The organism is Mesorhizobium sp. WSM4840, assembly GCF_055811755.1.
The window spans coordinates 1-20,583 of record NZ_JBVVQD010000038.1 but is presented as its reverse complement, the minus strand read 5'-3'; the positions used below and the strand labels follow the sequence as shown (position 1 = coordinate 20,583).

General features: G+C 62.0%; 21 protein-coding genes and 1 pseudogene. 19 read left to right on the top strand and 3 right to left on the bottom strand.

Translation table 11 applies throughout. The annotated features are described in order from the left end of the window. Positions 1-7: 7 nt before the first annotated feature. Genes AC0L3I_RS31990 through AC0L3I_RS31950 form a run of 9 tightly spaced genes read left to right on the top strand, consistent with a single transcriptional unit; the run spans position 8 to position 8,373 of the window. Entirely contained in the window at positions 8-316 is a 309-nt protein-coding gene (locus AC0L3I_RS31990) for a TrbC/VirB2 family type IV secretion system protein (RefSeq protein WP_010914020.1), read from the top strand. Beyond that, a complete protein-coding gene (locus AC0L3I_RS31985) occupies positions 316-588 on the top strand; it encodes a VirB3 family type IV secretion system protein (RefSeq protein ID WP_006329217.1) in 273 nt (90 codons plus the stop codon). Before AC0L3I_RS31990 ends, AC0L3I_RS31985 begins: the two co-directional genes overlap by 1 nt. Beyond that, positions 582-3,032 carry a conjugal transfer protein TrbE gene (gene trbE, locus AC0L3I_RS31980; protein WP_473529574.1) on the top strand — a complete coding sequence of 817 codons (2,451 nt, stop codon included), beginning with the start codon at positions 582-584 and terminating at the stop codon, positions 3,030-3,032. Before AC0L3I_RS31985 ends, trbE begins: the two co-directional genes overlap by 7 nt. After that, positions 3,029-3,754: a P-type conjugative transfer protein TrbJ gene (gene trbJ / locus AC0L3I_RS31975; RefSeq protein ID WP_473529573.1), complete on the top strand. Its 726-nt coding sequence runs from the start codon at positions 3,029-3,031 to the stop codon at positions 3,752-3,754. The genes trbE and trbJ overlap by 4 nt, the downstream gene beginning before the upstream one ends. A 33-nt stretch (positions 3,755-3,787) precedes the next feature. Further along, positions 3,788-5,110, top strand: coding sequence for a P-type conjugative transfer protein TrbL (trbL, locus tag AC0L3I_RS31970; RefSeq protein WP_473529572.1), 1,323 nt, complete (start codon positions 3,788-3,790; stop codon positions 5,108-5,110). After that, positions 5,111-5,836 carry a conjugal transfer protein TrbF gene (gene trbF, locus AC0L3I_RS31965; protein WP_473529571.1) on the top strand — a complete coding sequence of 242 codons (726 nt, stop codon included), beginning with the start codon at positions 5,111-5,113 and terminating at the stop codon, positions 5,834-5,836. After that, positions 5,833-6,861 (top strand): P-type conjugative transfer protein TrbG, encoded by a 1,029-nt coding sequence (gene trbG, locus AC0L3I_RS31960; RefSeq protein WP_473529570.1) that lies wholly within the window; start codon positions 5,833-5,835, stop codon positions 6,859-6,861. The genes trbF and trbG overlap by 4 nt, the downstream gene beginning before the upstream one ends. Before the next feature lie 11 nt (positions 6,862-6,872). Beyond that, the gene (locus AC0L3I_RS31955) at positions 6,873-8,165 is read left to right on the top strand and encodes a TraB/TrbI/VirB10 family type IV secretion system protein (protein ID WP_473529569.1); all 1,293 of its coding nucleotides are present in this window, start codon (positions 6,873-6,875) and stop codon (positions 8,163-8,165) included. Then, positions 8,101-8,373, top strand: coding sequence for a DUF2274 domain-containing protein (locus tag AC0L3I_RS31950; protein ID WP_473529568.1), 273 nt, complete (start codon positions 8,101-8,103; stop codon positions 8,371-8,373). Before AC0L3I_RS31955 ends, AC0L3I_RS31950 begins: the two co-directional genes overlap by 65 nt. Positions 8,374-8,647: 274 nt before the next feature. Here AC0L3I_RS31950 and AC0L3I_RS31945 read toward each other — a convergent pair. Continuing rightward, positions 8,648-9,362, bottom strand: a pseudogene (locus AC0L3I_RS31945) (radical SAM protein); the annotation flags it as partial. 156 nt (positions 9,363-9,518) lie between these two features. On the opposite strand from AC0L3I_RS31945, the gene AC0L3I_RS31940 reads away from it, so the two are divergent. After that, positions 9,519-10,274: a Crp/Fnr family transcriptional regulator gene (locus AC0L3I_RS31940; RefSeq protein WP_473529567.1), complete on the top strand. Its 756-nt coding sequence runs from the start codon at positions 9,519-9,521 to the stop codon at positions 10,272-10,274. Positions 10,275-10,277: 3 nt separating this feature from the next. On the opposite strand, the gene AC0L3I_RS31935 is transcribed toward AC0L3I_RS31940, so the two are convergent. After that, the gene (locus tag AC0L3I_RS31935; RefSeq protein ID WP_473529566.1) at positions 10,278-10,796 is read right to left on the bottom strand and encodes a hemerythrin domain-containing protein; all 519 of its coding nucleotides are present in this window, start codon (positions 10,794-10,796) and stop codon (positions 10,278-10,280) included. A 150-nt stretch (positions 10,797-10,946) separates the two neighbouring features. On the opposite strand from AC0L3I_RS31935, the gene ccoN reads away from it, so the two are divergent. The 9 genes from ccoN to AC0L3I_RS31890 all read left to right on the top strand — a co-directional run bounded on the left by ccoN (position 10,947) and on the right by AC0L3I_RS31890 (position 19,409). After that, positions 10,947-12,557: a cytochrome-c oxidase, cbb3-type subunit I gene (ccoN, locus tag AC0L3I_RS31930; protein ID WP_473529565.1), complete on the top strand. Its 1,611-nt coding sequence runs from the start codon at positions 10,947-10,949 to the stop codon at positions 12,555-12,557. Between the two features lie 11 nt (positions 12,558-12,568). After that, positions 12,569-13,300 (top strand): cytochrome-c oxidase, cbb3-type subunit II, encoded by a 732-nt coding sequence (ccoO, locus tag AC0L3I_RS31925; RefSeq protein WP_473529564.1) that lies wholly within the window; start codon positions 12,569-12,571, stop codon positions 13,298-13,300. An 11-nt stretch (positions 13,301-13,311) separates the two neighbouring features. Then, positions 13,312-13,467, top strand: a complete 156-nt coding sequence (locus tag AC0L3I_RS31920; protein ID WP_473529563.1) for a cbb3-type cytochrome oxidase subunit 3 — start codon at positions 13,312-13,314, stop codon at positions 13,465-13,467. After that, complete coding sequence (gene ccoP / locus AC0L3I_RS31915; RefSeq protein ID WP_473529562.1) at positions 13,464-14,327, top strand: cytochrome-c oxidase, cbb3-type subunit III; 864 nt, start codon at positions 13,464-13,466, stop codon at positions 14,325-14,327. Before AC0L3I_RS31920 ends, ccoP begins: the two co-directional genes overlap by 4 nt. A gap of 203 nt (positions 14,328-14,530) precedes the next feature. Next, entirely contained in the window at positions 14,531-16,096 is a 1,566-nt protein-coding gene (gene ccoG / locus AC0L3I_RS31910; RefSeq protein ID WP_473529561.1) for a cytochrome c oxidase accessory protein CcoG, read from the top strand. Beyond that, positions 16,093-16,590 (top strand): FixH family protein, encoded by a 498-nt coding sequence (locus tag AC0L3I_RS31905; RefSeq protein WP_473529560.1) that lies wholly within the window; start codon positions 16,093-16,095, stop codon positions 16,588-16,590. Before ccoG ends, AC0L3I_RS31905 begins: the two co-directional genes overlap by 4 nt. After that, positions 16,587-18,866, top strand: a complete 2,280-nt coding sequence (locus AC0L3I_RS31900) for a cation-translocating P-type ATPase (RefSeq protein WP_473529559.1) — start codon at positions 16,587-16,589, stop codon at positions 18,864-18,866. Before AC0L3I_RS31905 ends, AC0L3I_RS31900 begins: the two co-directional genes overlap by 4 nt. Continuing rightward, a complete protein-coding gene (gene ccoS / locus AC0L3I_RS31895; protein WP_473529558.1) occupies positions 18,863-19,018 on the top strand; it encodes a cbb3-type cytochrome oxidase assembly protein CcoS in 156 nt (51 codons plus the stop codon). Before AC0L3I_RS31900 ends, ccoS begins: the two co-directional genes overlap by 4 nt. Positions 19,019-19,232: 214 nt before the next feature. Then, positions 19,233-19,409, top strand: coding sequence for a DUF3363 domain-containing protein (locus AC0L3I_RS31890; RefSeq protein ID WP_473529557.1), 177 nt, complete (start codon positions 19,233-19,235; stop codon positions 19,407-19,409). 149 nt (positions 19,410-19,558) lie between these two features. On the opposite strand, the gene AC0L3I_RS31885 is transcribed toward AC0L3I_RS31890, so the two are convergent. Then, positions 19,559-20,335, bottom strand: coding sequence for a sulfite exporter TauE/SafE family protein (locus AC0L3I_RS31885; protein WP_473529556.1), 777 nt, complete (start codon positions 20,333-20,335; stop codon positions 19,559-19,561). Positions 20,336-20,583 lie beyond the last annotated feature (248 nt).

Genomic DNA, 20,583 nt, shown 5'->3' with positions numbered 1-20,583 from the left:
CCCCCTTATGCGCAAGAAGCTCCGCTTTCTTTCGTTTGCCGCGCTCGCGTTTCTTCTCACAGTTCCGGCGCACGCTGCCGGCTCCGGCATGCCTTGGGAACAGCCGCTGCAGCAGATCCTGGAATCGGTTCAGGGACCGGTGGCCAAAATCGTCGCGGTGATCATCATCATCACCACCGGCCTGACCCTTGCCTTCGGCGATACTGCAGGCGGTTTCCGCCGGCTGATTCAGATCGTCTTCGGCCTGTCGATCGCCTTCGCCGCATCGAGCTTCTTCCTCTCGTTCTTCTCCTTCGGCGGCGGGGCGCTCGTCTGATGGCCGCCGGAGTGCAACATATCGAGGGCTTCGAGGTTCCCGTTCACCGGGCATTGACTGAACCGATCCTGCTGGGCGGCGCGCCGCGGGCGGTGGCGATCCTCAACGGCACGGTGGCTGCGGCCATCGGACTAGGCTTGCAGCAATGGATTGCCGGGCTGGTGCTCTGGCTTGGCGGCCACACGCTCGCGGTCTTTGCCGCAAGGCGCGATCCCGACTTTGCCAGCGTGCTTGTCCGTCACCTTCGCCTAAGGGGATGGCTCGCATGCTGAACCTTTCGGAATATCGCGGCAAGGCCGACCGGCTTGCCGACCATCTGCCCTGGGCAGCACTGGTGGCGCCCGGCATCGTGCTCAACAAGGACGGCAGCGTTCAGCGGACTCTTCGGTTTCGCGGGCCCGATCTGGAAAGCTCGACCGAAGCCGAACTCATCGGCATCTGCGCCCGGGCCAACAATGCGCTTAGACGCCTTGGCTCCGGCTGGACATTGTTTTTCGAGGCCGAGCGCATCGAAGCGCTGGGCTATCCGTCCTCGCGTTTCCCGGACGCGGCGTCATGGCTGGTTGATGAAGAACGGCGTGCTGCCTTCGAAGGCAAGGTCGCGCATTTCGAGAGCCGCTATCACCTGACCTTGCTGTCCATGCCGCCACCGGACGCCCAGGCGCGGGCGGAAAGCGCGCTCGTCGACTCGCATCATTCAGAAGGCGAAAGAGACTGGCGCCAGGAGATAGCGCGGTTCCGTGACGAGACCGACCGTGTGCTGGATCTTCTATCGGGCTTCATGCCCGAAGTGCGTCTGCTCGATGACGCCGAGACGCTGACATACCTGCACGACACAATCTCGACTCGCCGCCATCCGGTCGCCGTGCCGGAAACGCCGATGTATCTGGACGGCATCCTGATCGATGTGCCGCTGACCGGTGGCTTGGAGCCGATGCTGGGTGAGCAACATCTTCGCACACTTACCATCCTCGGCTTTCCGAACCTCACCCGGCCCGGAATCCTCGATGCCCTCAACAATCAGGATTTCGCCTATCGCTGGATGACGCGCTTCATTCCGCTCGACAAGACCGAGGCCACGAAGACGCTGACCCGCTTGCGCCGGCAGTGGTTTGCCAAGCGCAAATCGATCGTCGCAATCCTGCGCGAGGTTGTAAGCAACGAACCCGTTCCGCTCGTCGACAGCGACGCCGACAACAAGGCGCTCGATGCCGATGAAGCACTTCAGGCGTTGGGCGGCGATCATGTCGGCTTCGGGTATCTCACTACAACGGTGACGGTATGGGACGAGGATCGCCAAGCCGCCGCTGAGAAACTTCGCGTGGTCGAGCGCATCATCAATGGGCTCGGGTTCACCACCATCCGCGAAAGCGTCAATGCGGTCGAAGCCTGGCTCGGCTCGCTGCCGGGTCATGTCTACGCCAACGTTCGTCAGCCGCTCATTCACACGCTGAACCTTGCCCATCTCATGCCGCTTTCCTCGGTGTGGGCCGGTCCTGCGGCGAACGAGCATCTGGCTGAAGTCACTGGGCGAGAGGCCCCGCCGCTTCTCATCGCCGAAACCAGCGGGTCGACTCCGTTCCGGCTTTCTTCCCATGTCGAAGATGTCGGCCACATGCTGATCGTTGGACCGACCGGCGCCGGAAAATCGGTGCTGCTTGCCCTGATCGCCCTGCAGTTTCGTCGCTATGCCGGCGCGCAGGTCTATGTCTTCGACAAAGGCAATTCGGCGCGCGCGGCAACGCTTGCCATGGGTGGACAGCATCATGCGTTGGGTTCGGACGATGCGCTTGCCTTCCAGCCGCTGCGCAATATCGGTGATCAGGGTACGCGCAGCTGGGCAGCTGATTGGATCGCCGGCCTCGTCGCTCGTGAGAATGTCACCGTCACGCCGGAGGTGAAAGAGGCGATCTGGTCGGCGCTCAACAGCCTCGCCACCGCGCCGGCGCAGGAGCGCACGCTGACCGGTCTGTCGGTCCTGCTTCAGTCCAATGCGCTGAAGTCCGCCTTAATGCCCTACACGCTCGACGGTCCCTTCGGCCGATTGCTCGATGCCGACGACGATCGGCTGGCCTTGTCGGATGTGCAGTGCTTCGAGACCGAGGAGCTGATGCATAGCCAAGGCGCTGTGCTGCCTGTGCTCACCTATCTCTTCCATCGCCTTGAGGAGCGGTTCGACGGGCGACCGACGCTGCTCATGCTCGACGAGGCCTGGGTCTATCTCGACAATCCGCTTTTTGCTGCCCGCATCCGCGAATGGCTGAAGGTGCTGCGAAAGAAGAACGTATCGGTGATCTTCGCCACGCAGTCGCTTGCCGACATCGCCGGCTCTGCAATAGCGCCGGCGATCATCGAGAGCTGCCCACAGCGCATTTTTCTTCCCAATGATCGTGCCGTGGAACCGCAGGCACGGACCGCCTATGAGCGCTTCGGTCTCAACGACCGGCAGATCGAACTGATCGCCCGGGCTACGCCGAAGCGGCACTACTATTTGCAGTCGCGCTGCGGCAACCGTCTCTTCGAGCTCGGGCTCGGTCCCATCGCGCTTGCACTTTGCGGCGCCTCGGATCCAGCCGCGCAAACCCTGATCGACAGGGTCCTGTCCGAGCACGGGCAGAACAGCTTTGTCTTTCGCTTCCTCGGCGTCCGCGGCCTCGATTGGGCCGCCGAGCTTCTCCAGCAATTCCCTCAACCAACCAAGGAGCAACCGTCATGATGCGGCGCCGCTTTCTCTCCGGCCTGATCACCTTTTCGCTGATCGCCAAGCCGATGGCCGACTACGTGCAGCCGGCCTACGCGCTTATCGTGTTCGATCCGTCGAACTACGCACAGAACGTGCTCACGGCGGCGCGCTCGCTGGAGCAGATCAACAACCAGATCCGGTCGCTCCAGAACCAGGCGACCGTGCTGCAGAACATGGCACGCAATCTTCAGAGTCTGGATTTTTCTTCCGTGGGTCAGCTTACCGGCTCGCTCCAACGGATCGACGGTCTGATGGACCAGGCAAGTGGCCTGAGCTTTGATCTCAACAAGCTTCAGGACCAGTGGCGCAATCAATATCCGGAAAGCTACGACACCACGGTCAAGGTCAGCGATGTGGCGAGCGCCGCACGTGACCGCTGGCAACGCGCAATGCAGGCATTCCGTCAGACCATGGGTGTCCAGTCGCAGATCGTCGAGAACGTTCGCGGTGATGGCGACCTGCTTGCCGATCTAGTCAACCGCAGCCAAGGCGCGGCCGGTGCGCTTCAGGCAAGTCAGGCCACCAATCAGCTGATCGCGCTTTCAACCAAGCAGCAGATGCAGATCCAGACGTTACTCGCAACGCAGTTTCGCGCTGAGGCTGAGGATGCGGCACGCAAGGCGCAGTCCGAGGAGGCCGCGCGCGAGACGACAAAGCGCTTCCTCGGCACAGGCATGGCCTATCCCGGCAACTGATCACCAGTTCTTCACGACGAGGAAGGCGGCGACATGAACGACCTCGGGGTTATCGATCGCTTCATGGAGACCTTCATCCGCTACATCGACAGCGGGTTCGGGCTGCTCTCTGGCGATGTCGCCTTCCTCACCACAATCCTGATCGGCATCGACATCACACTTGCTGGCCTCGCCTGGGCACTCGGCGGCGAACCCAACATATTCGGTCGGCTCATCCGCAAAGTGCTCTATGTCGGCATCTTCGCCTTCATCCTGAACAATTTCAAGAACCTCGCCGACATCATCTATCGGTCCTTCGCTGGCCTCGGCATCAATGCGTCCTCAGACAATCTCTCCGCTGACAATCTCCTGCATCCGGGCCGCATTGCCGCAACCGGTTTCGAGGGCGCCTGGCCGCTTCTCGATCAGGCAAGCCAGCTTCTGGGCTTCCCCGAAATCTTCGGCAACGCGCTCACCATCTTCGTGCTGCTCGTGGCCTGGTTCCTGGTCATCATCGCCTTCTTCATCCTCTCCATCCAACTCTTCATCACCATCCTCGAATTCAAACTCACCACTCTGGCCGGGTTCGTTCTTGTGCCCTTCGCGCTTTGGAACCGGTCAGCGTTTCTCGCCGAGCGCGTGCTCGGTAATGTCATCTCGTCGGGCATCAAGATGATGGTGTTGGCCGTCATCGTCGGCATCGGCTCCACGCTTTTTGGCGAGTTCGCTTCCGCGCTGCAAGGCAAGGAGCCGGATCTGGCCGCCGCTATGTCACAGGTCCTGGGCGCCTTGGCGCTCCTTGGTCTCGGCATTTTCGGACCTGGGGTAGCCTCCGGTCTTGTCTCGGGCGCGCCGCAGCTTGGCGCGGGCGCCGCACTTGGGACCACGGCAGCCGCAGCCGGTGCATCGCTCGTTGCCGCAGGCGCAGCATTTGCCGGCGCGCGCATGGCAACCGGTAGCGGTCTCGCCGCACTCCGTGCCGGCACGACCGTGGGGTCGGCGGCTTCCACGGCCTGGCAGATGGGGCGCGCAACATCGCCCGAGTCCGGCCTGTCCGGTGTAGCTGCTGGAATGCATGGTGTGACCAGTGCCGCCGGCGGCGCGGCGATGCGGGCGGCACGATCTGCCGCAGGAGGCTTCGGGCGTAGCTTTGATGCCGGGCGCGAAGCTGCCTGGACCGCGACCGGTGGTGCGCCCATCGCGTCAAAGGCTGGAAGCTCATCCGGTGAGGCCCCGAATGCCACGCCGATGTGGGCAAGGCGCCTGCGTTCCGAACAAACCGCCCGTGCCCACCGTCACGCCGCCATGCAGGCCGTCCGTGAAGGCGACAGGCCGGGAGGCAGCGCCAATCCCTCACTCAATGACAAGGACGACTAAATGCTCATCAAGCGACCCGTTCAACGTTACGGTAAGACGCCCGAACCGGTCACGCCGTATCAGAAGGCCGCCCAGCTATGGGACGAGCGCATCGGCTCATCTCGTGTCCAGGCCCGCAACTGGAGGCTCATGGCTATTGGCTGTCTGGCCATGGCGTCCGGACTTTCCGGCGGACTCGTATGGCAGTCGATGCAAAGCCGCGTCGTGCCTTACGTCGTCGAGGTTGATCGCTTCGGCGAGGCGCGCGCCGTTGCGCCGGCAATCCGGGACTACGAGCCCTCCGATGCCCAGATCGCCTGGCATCTCGGCCGCTTCATCCAGAATGTCCGTTCAATCTCCACGGATCCAGTGCTGGTACGTCAGAACTGGCTGGCGGCTTACGATTTTGCGACCGACCGCGCGGCGCTCTTTCTCAACGAGTACGCTAAGGCGAACGATCCTTTCGGTCAGATCGGCGCACGCAGCGTGTCAGTGCAAGTGACCAGCGTGGTCAGGGCTTCCGGCAGCTCGTTCCAGGTCAAATGGGCCGAGCAGGTTTTTGATCGCGGCAGCCTTGCCAGCACGACGCGCTGGACCGCGATCCTCACCATCGTGATCCGCCCGCCAAGCAATACTGACCAACTGCGCAACAACCCGCTCGGCGTCTTCATCAATGCGATCGACTGGTCGCGTGAGTTCGACAGTGCTGCGCCGACGTCCGTTTCCCCAAAAGGAGTCCCCGAATGAAGAATAGAATGTCATCGGTCCGTGCTGCGCTGATCCTGTCGGCCTCCACAGCGGTCCTCTCCGCCTGCGCATCGAAGCCGGTACCGCCGCCTGAGATTTCCTACGACGCTGCCGACTTCAAACCAGCCGCAATCGAGAAGTCGCCGGAAAAGCCGGTCAAGATAGTCGAGGTACCTAAACCCTTGCCGCTGCCCGGCCAGCTGCTGCCCGAACCAGGCAAGGTCGTCGACGACAAACGCTCTCCTGAAGAGCGTGTCACGGATGCCAACAAGGCGGCAACGCAGCAACCCACCAAGTATGGATATGTCAATGCGGTTCAGATCTACCCCTTCGCCGATGGCGCGCTCTATCAGCTTTATGCTGCGCCCGAGCGGGTCGTAGACATCGCCCTCCAGCCAGGGGAGAAACTGACAGCCGTGTCGGCCGGCGACACGGTGCGTTGGGTGATCGGCGATACCGTCAGCGGCACCGGTGACAATCAGCGCACCCATGTGCTGGTAAAACCCTTCGCGCCGGGGCTTACCACCAATCTGGTGATCACCACGGAACGACGCACCTACCATTTGCAGCTTCAAAGCACCGAGAAGACCGCCATGGCGGCAATCTCCTGGACGTACAGCGAAGACCAGATCATCGCACTCCGCCAGCGCAACGCACAAGCCGAGGCTGCCATGCCAGTCGCGTCGAATGTGGCGCTGGAGAACATCCGCTTCCGCTATTCGATTACCGGCGACACACCGCCCTGGAGACCGAGGCGTGCGTTCGACGATGGCAGCAAGGTCTATATCGAGTTCCCCCGCCGCATCGATCAGGGCGAGGCACCGCCACTCTTCATCGTCGGAGCTGATGGGAACAATCAGCTCGTCAACTACCGCATGCGCGGCAACTATTACATCGTCGATCGCCTCTTTGCTGCCGCCGAACTGCGCCTCGGCGCCAAACAGCAGCAAGTGGTGCGCATCACCAGGACTGACGGCTGGCAACCGCCGCGGCGGATTCCGCTCTTTGCGCGGTCCAGCAGGTGAGGGGAGCGCTCATGACCGATACTTCCCGATCCAATGCGCCGCCGAAACTCGATCCCGAGCAGCTGCAATTGCGAGCCTCACCCCGCCGCGCTGTCCGGTTCAGGCGCGGTGTGATCGTCGCCATCGCTGCAGTCGGATCCGGTGCCATTCTGGGCGTCACGATGATGGCGCTTCAAGGACCGGCATGGCGTATCAAGAACCAGGCAGAGGACCGCTATAACACCGAGCGCAAGCCACCCGCCGAGGGACTAGAAGCGCTTCCCAAGGACTATTCCGGGATCACGCCGAAGGCTCCTGTGCTCGGACCGCCGCTGCCCGGCGACCTCGGTCGCCCCATCCTTGAACGCCAACGTCAGCTCGGCATCGCGCCGGGGCAGGATATCTCCGCCGAGGAGCAGCGCCTTGCCCAGCAAGCAATTGAGGCGCGCGAGTCGCAAGTCTTATTCCGGATCGACAATCGACCCAGACAGACAGATGTCGCCGGCGGCGGGCCGAGTGCGCAGCAGCCGTCTGAGGCGCTTCCGCATTCCGGAGCGACACGCGCGTCAGCTTCCGTTGCCCCGGCCGAGGGTGACCAGAACAACCAACAGCGCAAGCTCGATTTTATCAGTCAGCGGAACACAAGCGGGATCTACAATCGGCACGCGCTGCAGACGCCGGCCTCACCCTACCAACTGATGGCCGGCAGCGTGATCGCGGCCAGTCTCGTCACCGGCATAAATTCCGACTTGCCTGGCCTTGTCGTCGCGCAGGTCACCGAGAATGTGCACGACACAGTCACCGGCAGCATTTTGCTCATTCCGCAAGGCTCACGCCTCATCGGCACGTATGACAGCGTCGTGGCTTTTGGGCAGAGGCGCGCATTGCTGGTCTGGCAGCGAATAATCCTGCCCGACGGTTCCTCGATCGAAATCGACAATCTGCCAGCGACGGATACTGCCGGCTATGCAGGGCTTGAGGACAAGGTCGATTTTCACACCTGGCAGCTGATCAAGGGAGTTGCTCTAGCGACGCTACTGGGCGTTGGTACCGAGTTGAGCTTTGGGGAAAACGAAAGCGACCTGGTTAAGGCGATCCGGGAATCCACTCAGCAAAACATCAGTCAAGCCGGCCAGCGCATCACCGAAAAGAACCTCAATATTCAACCCACCATTATCGTCCGCCCCGGTTGGCCCCTACGCGTGATTGTACACAAGGATCTTGTGCTGCGCCCATACCCCGAGTTGAACAGGAGTAATCATGGTAGATCTGAAACTTGGAAAACTTCCAGACCGGACACCTTCGAAGATGACCATCACCGTTAGCGCGGACCTGAACCAAGCACTCAAGGACTATGCGGCGCTTTACCGCCAGACCTATGGCGAGTCCGAAACGGTAGCGGAACTCATACCTTTCATGCTGGCAGGGTTTCTGGAAGGTGACAGAGCGTTTGCCAAGGCCAGAAAGGAAAGCTTGCCTGCCGCCGGCATGTCAGAGAAATCGCGACGCGTGTCAGGTTCAGGTTCCGAGTAATCGAAGCATAAAGTTGGTCAATGGCGCAAGCCGCCCGATTGCCTAATGCCCCGGCGGTCGCGGCCTACCGATCCGTCATGGTGAGGCCTATGCGCGAACTTCGAGCAGCTGGAGGTCAAGTAAGTACCTGGGCGGCCCGGAAACCGCGAACAGGCGCAGGGCGTGCTAGCCGCACTGATGCATGGTTTCAGAGACGTGGGAACGCCGTGCAGTTGTTACCCAGAACGAGCTCATCTCAAAGGGGGCGTTCAAGAGCCGCAGCGCGGAATAGCGCATGCGCGTAGCCGAACAGCGCCATCCGGTCCGGCTCCAGGGTCAGCGCCTGCGCCACGGTGGAACAGACGCTCTCCCTGGTCTGACGCGGCAGGCCGTAAGCAGATCGAGGTTCACGGACCCTACGCCGCGAGAGCGAATGCCGTCGACAACCGCCTTGGGCTGCAAAAAGCTCTCCTCGCGGTTGATCGCCTTCTGCACTTTCGGATCGAAATCCTGCACGCCGAGGCTCGCCCGCGCCATGCCGATCTCGGCAAGTGTATCAAGGCGGGGCTTCGTCAATGTCGTTGAGTTCGATTTCGACGCTGATCTTGGCGTCCGCAAGAAAATCGAAGCTGTCCCGCAGGACCGTTCCCAGGGTCGTCATATCCTCGGGCTTCAGCATGGTCGGCGAGCCGCCACCGAAATGCACGGCGCGGACATGGGCCTTGCCGCTGACAGGACCGGCGACAGTCGCGATCTCCGCGTGAAGCGAGCCGAGATACGCAGCCACCGGCTCGTAGCGGCTGGTCTGCTTGTATGGCACGCACAGAACAGCAGAGCCGATCGCAGTAGGGGATATGCAGGTAGAGCGAAATCTCGTCCCCGCCTTCAATCGCTTCCAACCAGTCTCGATGGACGGCAGCGTCGACGCCTGCGTGGAAATGCGGCGCGGTCGGGTAACTGGCATAACGCGGGACGTTCTCACCAAGCCTGGCAGCTAATTCCGGTCTCATTTGGTGGTCCGCGTTTCCGCCTCGCCAAAAGTCTGGACGCGTCGAAGAGCGAAAGCCCTGATTTCGGTCAGCCTCCAGCACGGACAAACTGCCGCAAGGATTTCTCTGCCATCGCTTGCTATCCTGCCGAAACTTGGGTTCGGTAGCGCGAGCGTAATGACAGTACGGCAGGACATTCACATTTCCGGCATTCCCGTTCTTTGCCTGTCTTGCGCAGCACGGCATCGCGGCGTCTGCGGTGCGCTCGATCCAAACCATTTGGTTGGGCTCGCCAAGACTTCGTCGCGGCACAAGATCGAGCCGGGGGTCGAACTGATCGCCGACGCCGAGGCCGTCGACAGCTATTCAAACATGCTTTCAGGCGTTGTGAAGCTGACGAAGTGCCTTTCGGACGGCCGCCAGCAGATTGTCGGTCTTCGGTTCGCACCGGATTTTCTGGGCCGGCCCTTCAAGGTGAAAAGCACGATCAATGTGGAAGCGGCAACCTCCGTCTCGCTGTGCTCGTTTCCGAAGGCGGCCGTTGAACGGATAATGAAGGAATCACCGGAACTCGAGCATCGCCTGCTCAAGCAGACGCTGAACGAACTCGACGAGGCACTTGAATGGATGGTGACTCTCGGGCGCAGGACAGCACGGGAGAAGGTGGCGAGCTTTCTCCTCATGATCGCCCAGAATATGGTTTCCAGTATCGACCCGGCGGCTAGGTCGGCATGCTTCGATCTGCCGCTGACACGTGCCGACATCTCTGATTTCCTCGGACTGACGAACGAGACCGTGAGCCGCCAGCTTACGCGATTGCGGGCTGACGGCGTGATCCGGATCGAGAACAAACGCCATGTAACGGTGGACAGCATGAGTCGGCTGGAGCAGCGCTGCGGCGGCCGAGGCGCACGGCAACCGGCCTTTGAATGAGACCTAAGGGTCGGGGCCTACGTCGCTTGTTGCGATCCGCGGCAGGACATGCTCGCGTTCGAAAGCGATGTGTCGCCGCAAGCCTTCGAAGAAGCCGCGTAGCATGAACCCGACAGCTTCCGCGCTCTCTATCGGATCACAATGACCGATCGCTAGGAGCGTTTCAGCCACCTCGCCAGCGAAGCATTGATCCTCAAGGTGCTCGACGCGCAACCGGCTGGTAGAGGCAAGTTTGGCCTCGGCCGGGGTCAAGTGCGCCTCATACGCAGGGAAAATCACCGTCTCCTCAAACCCATGAATGTCACGGAGCAGCGGAACGATGTTCTTGGCCGTTCCAAGACATTTGAGGCGGTCGACGTTTGGCAGGGCATCGGCAATGCTTTCCAGCGAGTCGCAGAGCCTCAGCTTTTCCCGATGGGCAACCTTCATGACCTCGCTCGGGATGACCTCAGTGCCGGCCCGGCGCAAGGAAGCCGCACTTGTCCATGAGCGGGGTGGCCCGTGCTGCGTTTCCTTGTTCAAATCGCCACCTTCTGATCGGACCGAACTCAATGCTGCCCGAAGCAAAATCGTGCGGCTCTGACATGGATCAGGGCGAGCAGGCGGCAACTACGGAATCAATGCACCGCGGATATGGCGTCCGCGCATTGGAATCCTGGTCGGGGACATGTCATGAAATTCGGCACGGAGATCGTCGTTCTAAGCCTGTTTGCTTTTGCGGCCCTGGTGGCTGCCGGCTTCGGCGTAGAAGGACCTTTCCGCCAGCATATGTTAGTTTTGTTCTTCGCCGTGGCTGGCTTTAACGCGATCCTGCTGCGCAATTGGGATTTCAAGCCCGTGGGGCCGATCGACCCCTCCGCCTACATGGATGGTCCGCTCCGCTACGGGGCCATCGCAACGGTGTTTTGGGGTGTCGTCGGCATGCTCGTCGGCGTGGTCATCGCGCTTCAACTCGCCTTCCCCGACCTTAACATCCCACCCTGGTTCAATTTCGGCCGTTTGCGTCCGCTGCACACATCCGGCGTCGTCTTCGCCTTCGGCGGCAACGCTTTGCTTTGCACGTCGCTCTATGTCGTGCAGCGCACCAGCCGCGCCCGGCTGTTCGGCGGCAATCTCGCCTGGTTCGTGTTCTGGGGTTATCAGCTATTCATCGTCATGGCCGCGACCGGCTACCTGCTCGGCATCACCGAGAGCCGCGAATACGCCGAGCCCGAATGGTATGTGGACCTGTGGCTGACCATCGTCTGGGTCGCCTATCTCGCGCTGTTCCTCGGCACCATCCTGAAGCGCAAGGAACCGCATATCTACGTCGCCAACTGGTTCTATCTGTCCTTCATCGTCACCATCGCGATGCTGCATGTCGTCAACAACCTGTCGATGCCCGTCTCTCTCCTGGGCTCGAAGAGCTACTCAGCTTTCTCCGGCGTACAGGACGCCTTGACGCAATGGTGGTACGGTCACAATGCGGTCGGCTTCTTCCTCACAGCCGGCTTCCTCGGCATGATGTATTACTTCGTGCCCAAGCAGGTGAACCGGCCGGTCTATTCCTACCGCCTCTCGATCATCCATTTCTGGGCGCTGATCTTCCTCTACATCTGGGCAGGCCCGCACCACCTCCACTACACCGCCCTGCCCGACTGGGCGCAGACGCTCGGCATGGTGTTTTCGATCATGCTTTGGATGCCATCCTGGGGAGGCATGATCAACGGCCTGATGACGCTGTCGGGCGCCTGGGACAAGCTGCGCACCGATCCGATCGTCCGCATGATGGTGATGGCAATCGCCTTCTACGGCATGTCGACCTTCGAAGGTCCGATGATGTCGATCAAGGCGGTCAATTCGCTGTCACACTACACGGACTGGACCATCGGACATGTCCATTCCGGCGCGCTCGGCTGGGTAGGCATGATCTCGTTCGGCGCGATCTATTACATGGTGCCGAAGCTCTGGAACCGTGAACGTCTCTACTCGCTGCGGCTCGTCACCTGGCACTTCTGGCTGGCGACGCTGGGGATCGTCGTCTACGCCGCGGTGATGTGGGTTTCCGGCATCATGCAGGGCCTGATGTGGCGCGAATACGACGAGCAGGGCTTCCTGGTCTACTCGTTCGCCGAGACCGTGGCCGCCATGCATCCCTACTACGTCATGCGCGCTATGGGTGGCGCGATGTATCTCGCCGGCGCCGTGATCATGGCCTGGAACATCGCCATGACCATCCTCGGCTACCAGCGCGAGGAAGAACCAATGCCGGGTTCCGAGCCCTCCCTCCGGCCTGCCGAATAGGGAGCCAGACAATGGGCTTGATGGACAAACACGCGATCATCGAGAAGAACGCGACGCTTCTTCTCGTTGGTTCCCTCCTGGTGGTGACGGTCGGCGGTATCGTCGAAATCGCACCGCTCTTCTATCTCGACAACACGATCGAGAAGGTCGAAGGCATGCGGCCCTATTCGCCGCTCGAGCTCGCCGGACGCAACATCTATATGCGTGAGGGCTGCTATCTCTGCCACAGCCAGATGATCAGGCCGTTCCGCGACGAGGTCGAGCGCTATGGTCACTACAGCCTGGCCGCCGAGTCGATGTACGATCACCCGTTCCAGTGGGGATCGAAGCGCACGGGGCCGGACCTCGCCAGGGTTGGTGATCGCTACTCGAATGAGTGGCACGTTCAGCACCTTGCCGAGCCGCGCTCGGTGGTGCCGGAATCGATCATGCCGAGCTATGCCTTCCTGAAGGATACGGCGATCGACGTGAAGGACTTCTCGACGCACCTTATCGCAAACCGGCGCGTCGGCGTCCCCTACTCCGATGAGATGATCGCTCGCGCCGGAGATGATCTGATGGCGCAGGCCAATCCCAATGCCGACACATCCGACCTGGAGGGCCGCTACCCGAAGGCCAAGCTCGGCGATTTCGACGGCAACCCGCAACAGGTCACCGAGATGGACGCCCTGGTCGCTTACCTGCAGATGCTCGGCACGCTGGTCGATTTCAAGACCTACGACGAAGCCGCCGGCTACCGCTGAGGAGAAAGATGATGGACTACAATTTCATGAGGGAGTTCGCCGACAGTTGGGCTCTGCTCGCCTTGACCTTCTTCTTCGTCGGCGTCGTCGCCTTCACGCTCCGTCCCGGCGGCAAAACACAGGCCGAGCAAGCCGCCCAGATTCCACTCAAGGGCGACCGATCATGAGCGACGAGCACATCGACGAAGTCTCGGGCATCTCAACGACCGGTCATGAATGGGACGGGATAAGGGAGCTCAACAACCCATTGCCCCGATGGTGGGTGATAACCTTCTACATCACCGTCGGTTGGGCGGTGGCTTATACAATTGCGTATCCGGCTTGGCCCATGCTGTCTTCCGCGACCAAGGGTGTGCTTGGATATTCCAGCCGCAAAGATGTCAAGAATGAGCTGGCGGCGGCGGAAGCGGCGAAAGGCAAATACGCCGCGGTGGTGGAGTCGAAAAGCGTCTCTGAAATCGCCTCGGACTATGCCTTGCGCGAATTCGCGGTCGCGGCCGGCGGCGCCGCATTCAAGGTCAACTGCACGCAGTGCCATGGCTCCGGCGCCCAAGGGTCGAAGGGTTTTCCAAACCTGAACGACGATGACTGGCTGTGGGGCGGCACGACCGAGCAGATCCAGCAAACGATCGCGCACGGCATCCGCTTCGCGTCAGATCCGGACACGCGCCTGTCGGAGATGCCGGCCTTCGGCGACATCATCACCGCCGATCAGATCGCACAGGTGAGCGCCTACGTTGCCAGCCTGTCCGGCAAGGTCCGCGATGCAAGTCTGATTCAACCCGGCGCCCAGGTTTTCGCCGAGAACTGCGTGGCCTGCCATGGCGATAATGCAAAAGGCAACAGGGAATTCGGCGCACCCGACCTGACCGACGCGATCTGGCTCTACGGGTCGGGCGAAACAGCCGTCGCCGTCCAAGTCCGCGCGCCGAGGCACGGTGTCATGCCGGCCTGGATCGGGCGTCTCGGCGAAACCAAGGTTAAGGAACTTGCGGTTTATGTCCATTCGCTTGGCGGCGGAGAATAGGTACGGAAGCCTATTCTCGCCCCCCCCGCCAAGCGACGAGGCCCGGCTTTGCCGGGCCTCGACACCATTCCGGCATGCGGCGATTGACCCTGCTGCAAGGCGGCGCGGCCCCATGCGGCGAAGCGGGCTCACCGCAGACCGGACGTCCGTCGAAGCAGACAAGTTCGTCGCACAACGATGTCATAGGCCGCGCGCAAGTGGAGATGCACGTGCTGGATAAAACGCAGATGGAGCGGCTCGAGGCAAAAGCGGTCAACTCCGCCAAGACCCGTCAGCCCCTTTACGCTGCGCGCAAGAAGATATTTCCCAAGCGGGCTTCGGGCAGTTTTCGCAGCTTCAAATGGCTGGTGATGGCGATCACGCTGGGCATCTATTATCTGACGCCCTGGCTGCGCTGGGATCGAGGTCCGTTTGCTCCCGATCAGGCGGTACTGATCGATCTTGCCAACCGCCGCTTCTATTTCTTCTTCATCGAGATCTGGCCGCAGGAATTCTACTATGTGGCCGGCCTTCTGGTCATGGCCGGCATCGGCCTTTTCCTGATCACGTCCACAATTGGCAGAGCCTGGTGCGGCTATACCTGCCCGCAAACCGTATGGGTCGATCTGTTTCTGGTTGTGGAGCGCGCGATCGAGGGGGATCGTAACGCCCGCATGAAGCTCGACGCCGGACCGTGGACCGCGCGCAAGCTTGCGCTGCGCGTATCGAAGCACGCCATCTGGCTGGTCATAGCGGCTGCCACCGGCGGCGCCTGGATCTTCTATTTCGCTGATGCGCCGACGCTGGCTGGCGAGGTCTTCACCGGCACCGCCGCGCCCGTCGCCTACATCACCATCGCCGTGCTGACGGCGACCACCTACACATTCGGCGGGCTGATGCGCGAGCAGGTCTGCACCTACATGTGCCCATGGCCGCGCATCCAGGCGGCCATGCTCGACGAAAATTCGCTCACCGTGACCTACAACGACTGGCGCGGCGAACCTCGGTCGCGTCATGCCAAGAAGGTCCAGGCTGCGGGGCAACCGGTCGGAGACTGCGTCGATTGCAACGCCTGTGTCGCTGTCTGCCCGATGGGGATCGATATTCGCGACGGCCAGCAACTCGAATGCATCACTTGCGCGCTCTGCATCGATGCCTGCGACAGCGTCATGGACAAACTCGGCAAGGACCGCGGGCTGATCTCCTACGCAACGCTGTCCGATTACAACGCCAACATGGCGGTGGCGACCGCAGGCGGCTCCTGTTCGGTAAACCCGTCGCTCGTCAGGACCGACGGCGGCGCATTCTCCGAAAAATTAGCCCATTTCCATATCCGCAAGATCTTCCGGCCGCGCACCTTCATCTACATGGGCGCGTGGTCGGCGGTCGGCATTGCGCTGCTCTATTCGCTGCTGACGCGCGACCGGCTCGAGGTCAATGTTCTGCACGACCGCAACCCGCAATTCGTCACGCTTTCCGACGGTTCAATCCGCAACGGCTACACCGTAAAGCTGCTCAACATGATCCCCGAGCCAAGGACGATCGTTGTTACGATGCAGGGCCTGCGGGGAGCCGAAATGAGCGTCGTTGGTATCGACCTTCCCGCAGACCGGTCCTTCGCCGTCGCGGTCGAACCCGACCGCCTGAAGATGCTGAAGGTTTTCGTGCGCCAGCCGGCGGACCGGGTCGGAGGCGCAACGCAAACGTTCAAATTCCGCGTCGAGGACAAGGCGAGTTTCGAAACGGACGAATACACCGCCACCTTCAACGCCCCGGAGATCGCCAGATGAGCGCCAAGACGCAAAAAACCCGCGAATTCACCGGCAGGCACATGCTGGCCACCATTCTCGCCTTTTTTGGTGTGGTCATCGCAGTCAATCTGACAATGGCGACATTCGCCAGCACAAGCTGGACCGGTCTTGTCGTCGAAAACACCTATGTGGCCAGCCAGCAATTCAACCGAAAGGCCGAAGAAGGCCGCGCACAGGCGGCGCTCGGCTGGACTGGCAAGTTGACGATCTCTTGGGGTGAAGTCCGCTACAGTCTCAGCGATGCCGCCGGCAAGCCGGTTCCCTTGCGCAGTGTCAAAGTGCTGTTTCGTCATCCCGCCTACGAGGGCGCGGACAAAGCCGTCACTCTCGCCGCTGCCTCGGGCCAGGAATTTGCCGCGCAGCACACGCTAAGGGATGGCGTCTGGATCGTGGAAGTCGACACCGATGCCGGTCTGGCAGAGCCTTATCGCGAAGTTCGCCGGATCATGATTTCCCAGGGAGCACTGCGATGAGCTGCTGTGCGCCGGGCGCTGAAATGGCGCTGGATCTGGACGGAGCGACATCCAGCTTGCCATCGAGCCAAGAGATCAGGTTGGCAAGCCGCTCGCTTGGCAATGACCTTCGCCAGACCGATCTGTCGGTGCCGACGGTTCACTGCGCGGCTTGCATCCAGACGATCGAGACGGCTCTCGGAAAGCTCGACCGCGTCGAGGGCGCTCGTGTCAACCTTTCGACGAAACGGGTATCCGTCCGCTGGCGTGGGGATGAGGTGCCGCCATTCGTCGCCGCGCTTGGACGGCTGGGCTACCCGGCACATCTGTTCGACGCCGAGATCGGCGAGAAGGACAGAACGCTTTCGGAGCTGATCCGGGCCGTGGCGGTCGCCGGCTTTGCGGCAGGCAACATCATGCTGCTTTCGGTCTCGGTCTGGTCCGGCGCTGAAGGTGCGACCCGAGACCTGTTCCATTGGGTCTCGGCGCTGATCGCCATCCCGGCGCTCGCCTTCGCCGGCGGCATCTATTTCCGCTCGGCCTGGAATGCGTTGAGCCACGGCCGTATGAACATGGACGTGCCGATTGCGGTTGGAGTCTCGCTCGCCTACGCGATGAGCCTCTACGAAACCATCAACCATGGCGACCACGCCTATTTCGACGCGTCGGTGTCCCTGCTGTTCTTCCTTTTGATCGGCCGCACACTGGATCACGTGATGCGGGAGCGTGCCCGGACCGCGGTCAACGGCCTGTCACGGCTGGCAGCGCGCGGCGCCATGGTGCTGCGCGACGACGGTTCGCGCGATTATCTGCCGGTTAACGAGATCGAACCAGGCATGCATCTGCTGATCGCGGCCGGCGAAAGGATTCCCGTCGACGGCAAGATCGTTCAAGGCTCTTCGGATCTCGACTGCTCCCTGGTTTCCGGCGAAAGCACGCCTAGAACCGTTGCATCGGGGGAATCGGTGCAGGGCGGCACGCTCAATATCACCGGCCCGCTGACCATCGAAGCCACTGCCGCGGCGCAGGATTCCTTCCTGGCCGAAATGGTTCGGCTCATGGAAGCCGCCGAGGGCGGTCGCGCGCATTATCGCCGGATCGCCGACCGCGTTTCGGCGCTCTACGCTCCGGTCGTCCATCTGACCGCCTTCGCGACGTTCCTTGGCTGGATGGCGGCCACCGGCGACTGGCACCGGGCCATGACGATCGCCATCGCCGTTCTCATCATCACATGCCCATGTGCGCTCGGCCTCGCCGTGCCGATCGTGCAGGTGGTCGCGGCGCGGCGTCTGTTCGAAAGCGGCGTCATGGTCAAGGACGGCTCCGCCATGGAGCGCCTGGCGGCGATCGATACGGCGGTGTTCGACAAGACAGGTACGCTTACGCTCGGACAGCCCCGGCTCGTCAACGCGGCGTCCATCGATCCCGCCATGCTGGCAATCGCGGCTGCGATGGCCGCGCATTCCCGCCACCCGTTTTCAAGGGCCCTAGCCGGCTCTGCCGGCTTTGCCGGTCAGCCGAAACTCGAATCCGTCAGCGAGCACCCGGGTTTCGGGGTCGAGGCCACCGCCGCGGGCAGCATCTGGCGGCTTGGCCGGCGCGGCTGGGCCGGATGGACGGCGCGAACCGATGGCGAAAGTGGACATGGCGGAACAGTCCTGGCGAAAGACGGGATCATTGTCGCAACCTTCGTTTTCGAGGATGCGCTGCGTGCCGATGCCGGGGCCGCCCTGGCGGAGTTGAACGACGCTCAAATGTCGGTGGAAATGCTGTCGGGCGACACCGCGGCCGCCTGTGGCGAGGTCGCGGGAATATTGGGTATCGACCGCTTTGTTCCAGCACTGCTTCCCTCCGGCAAGGTCGAACGCATCGAAGCGCTGGCGCGAGCCGGCCACAAGGTGCTGATGGTTGGCGACGGGCTCAACGATACGCCCGCGCTGGGCGCAGCACATGTCTCGATCGCTCCAGCCACCGCCGCCGACATTGGCCGCAACGCCGCCGATTTCGTGTTCCTGCGCGAAAGCCTTCTGGCAATACCCCTTGCCGTGGACGTCTCGCGCAAGGCCGGACGGCTGATCCGCCAGAACATCGCCATCGCGATCGTCTACAACGCCGTTGCCGTGCCGATCGCTATTCTGGGGCATGTCACGCCGTTGATCGCCGCGATCGCGATGTCCGCCTCGTCGCTGCTGGTCATCGGAAATGCGCTGCGCCTGCAGGGCTTTGCGCTCGCCGCGCTGACGAGCGCTTCTTCGGCAACCCGTTCCGGCATTCGCTCATCAGCGCGGCCGTCATGACGACACTCGTCTACCTCATACCAGTCGCCCTATTTTTTGGCGCACTGGGGCTGTCTGGCTTTCTATGGGCGTTGAGAAGTGGCCAATATGAGGATCTTGATGGAGCCGTTGAGCGCATCCTCATCGACCGGGACGACAAGCCGGGACGCTGAGCCAGATCGCTGTCCCGACGCTGTGCGCATGCCAGCCGTCAGCCGACTCGGAATAACGATTGAGGCTCCGCAATCAGCTAAGCCACGCTTGACGAAGATTTGTGAAAAGCCCCGTCGCTCGAAGGACTGCGTCGCCGTTTCCGCCCCAACATAGACGCGGCCAATGTCGCGGCCGCCCATGGCCGGCGCTGCAACATCGACATTCATTTGAGGCATGACCGGTCCGCCACAGAACGCTTCGCCGAAACCCGTGCGGCGGCTGGAATCGATCCGCCGCGCGACCGGCGGCGTAGCGCGCGAAGCGGACGGCACTTGGACTCATCCGCCGGACCATCTCGACCGTGTCGCCGATTCCGAACGTCGGCGGGCCACGGCCGAGCCTGTCGCGTGATCTGATTGCCAGACGACGAAACAGCGTTTCTTCGCGATATTTGCGAAGCAACTCGTCGAGAAATGTCACGGTGTGGCGAAGCTCCTCAATTTCGACTCACGCCCCCAGCCCCTCCCAGCAGCCTTAGAAGGGCAGTCCGCTTGCTCAGGTCAGACGAATCCCAGTTGTTGCGCGGTCTGGAACAAAGCGAGCAGCATGATCAGGCAGCCGACGAGGCGCAAAAGCGTGCGCTCGGCGATCGCCTTGACCATCCATGCGGCAAGCGGAGCGGCGACTATGCCGCCCACGATCAGCCCCAGCACCGAACTTGCACGTGTCGACAGCGCCCCCGCTTCCTGCCAGTGCCCAGTGAAGAGCGCGACGATGAAGGTAATGGACACCGAAAGCGTGATCAGGAACTCGGCCGCATTGACAGTACCGATCACGTAGCGGGGCGGCGCGCCGGCGCCGAGCATCCCGGTCACGACCATTGGACCCCATCCGCCGCCACCTGCCGCGTCGAGGAAGCCGCCGACGGTGGCCAGCGGCGCCACAAGGCGGGTAGGAACCGGATTGCTGGGGATCTTGCGGAACGACCGGAGGAACAACCAGAGCCCGATCACAGCGAGATAGGTCGTAACATAGGGTTTTACTATGTCGCCGTCGAACGAGGTCAGCACGAAGGCTCCGAGGCATCCGCCGAGAATGCCGAACGGTGCAAGCCGCCAGAACAGCTTCCAGTCGATATTGCGGTGGTAGTGGTGCGCCGTGCCGGAAGCAGCCGTGGTGAATATTTCCGCCGCGTGCACCGCTGCGGAAGCCTGCGCCGGCGGAACACCGAAGGAGAGCAGCACGGTGGAGGAGATCGCGCCATAGGCCATGCCTAATGCGCCGTCAACCGCCTGGGCGAGGAAGCCGACCATGGCGAACAGAATGAAGTCAGTCATTGGTGTCCGCCGTGAAAGTGCCGCCGTATGTAGCCTTGTGGATGGGCGATCGGGCTTGGCTCCGCGTCAGAGAAAAGGGCGGCATCGCTGCCGCCCCTCAAGATTGCTGAGGTGCGTGGACCTTAGAAATCCATACCGCCCATACCCCCCATGCCGCCAGGCATACCGCCCGGCATGCCGCCGCCAGCCGACTCCTTCTTCGGAGCCTCCGCGATCATGGCTTCGGTGGTGACCAGCAGGCCGGCGAC